The organism is Acinetobacter sp. YH16051 (genome assembly GCF_013417135.1).
Classification (GTDB): Bacteria; Pseudomonadota; Gammaproteobacteria; order Pseudomonadales; family Moraxellaceae; genus Acinetobacter; species Acinetobacter towneri.
Genome location: NZ_VPEN01000118.1, coordinates 1 through 1,357 on the forward strand (window position 1 = coordinate 1; position 1,357 = coordinate 1,357).

The 1,357-nt window shown below is 37.6% G+C and carries 1 protein-coding gene; it reads left to right on the plus strand.

Translation table 11 applies throughout. The features are described from left to right. Nucleotides 1-516 precede the first annotated feature (516 nt). The coding region (repM, locus tag FTV41_RS14740) for a replication initiation protein RepM (protein ID WP_179996767.1) at nucleotides 517-1,357 on the plus strand (841 nt) is incomplete at its 3' end.

The window sequence follows — 1,357 nt, forward strand, 5'->3', positions numbered from 1 at the left end:
TGCTTCATAACGAGATTTACAGAGCAAAGCGACTGTAGCCACTGGCTCCATGACGAGCGAAGCGAGCATAAAGCTTTATGAGCGAAGCGAATCCATTCTTGTTTTTAGCGTCCTAGCCGGTCTTTGAAAAAAACTGCCCCCAGGAATCGAGCGCAGCGAGATTCAATAGAGTTTGAGCGAAGCGAAAACATAGGGCAGTTTTAAATGCCGTTTTTAATTTTTTTGGGCTTTTAATAATAAAAAAGCTTTTAAATGCTTTTAAGCAGTCTGAAAGCATTGATATACGTGCGTTTCAGAGGACATAAGACGACACTTAGTGTGCTAAAAGACGACACTTAGTGTGCTAGAAATTCTCAATAAGACGACACTTAGTGTGCTTTGAAAGACAAAATAAAACATGTCGTTTTAAGCACGTTTAGTTTGCAAGATGCGACAAAATAAAATATGTCTGCTTATTGCTTCTTGATAAGGCTTCACATAAGATCAATAAGACGACATAATAAAATAAGACGCTATATGAAAGATTTAATTGTGAAAGATAACGCTTTAATTAATGCCAGCTACAATCTTGACCTAGTGGAACAACGGTTAATTCTTTTAGCAATAATTGAAGCCCGTGAAAGTGGTAAAGGTATTAATGCGAATGACCCTTTAACTATTCACGCAGAGAGCTATATCAACCACTTTGATGTATTGAAAAATGGTGCTTATCAAGCACTAAAAGAAGCCTGTAAAGACTTGTTTGCTCGTCAATTTAGCTATCAAGAACCAAGAGGAAAAGGAGTAGCTCATATTACCTCACGTTGGGTTTCTCAAATTGCATACATCGAAAAAACGGCATCTGTTGAGTTAATTTTTTCACCTGCAATTATCCCTTTAATAACTCGGCTAGAAAAACAATTTACGAGCTATGAGTTAGAGCAAGTAAAAGGGCTTTCCACTGGCTACGCCATTAGACTTTATGAACTTTTGATTGCTTGGCGTAGTAGTGGGAAAACACCAATTATTGAGCTAAGTGAGTTCAGAGAAAGATTGGGAGTATTAGAAAGTGAATATCATCGAATGCACGACTTTAAAAAGCGTGTTTTAGAACCATCATTAAAGCAAATCAATGAAAATACAGATATTACTGTCAAAGAAGAACAGCACAAAAGAGGACGTAATATTATTGGTTTTTCATTCCGATTTAAACAGAAGGCACAGCCAAAAAAACAACAAAAAACCGACCCTAAACGAGATCCAAACACACCTGATTTCTTTGTCGAAATGACCGATGCACAACGGCATTTGTTTGCACACAAATTATCTGAACTGCCCGAAGTTGGTAGCGAATATGCAGAGATCGGAGAGTCATCCG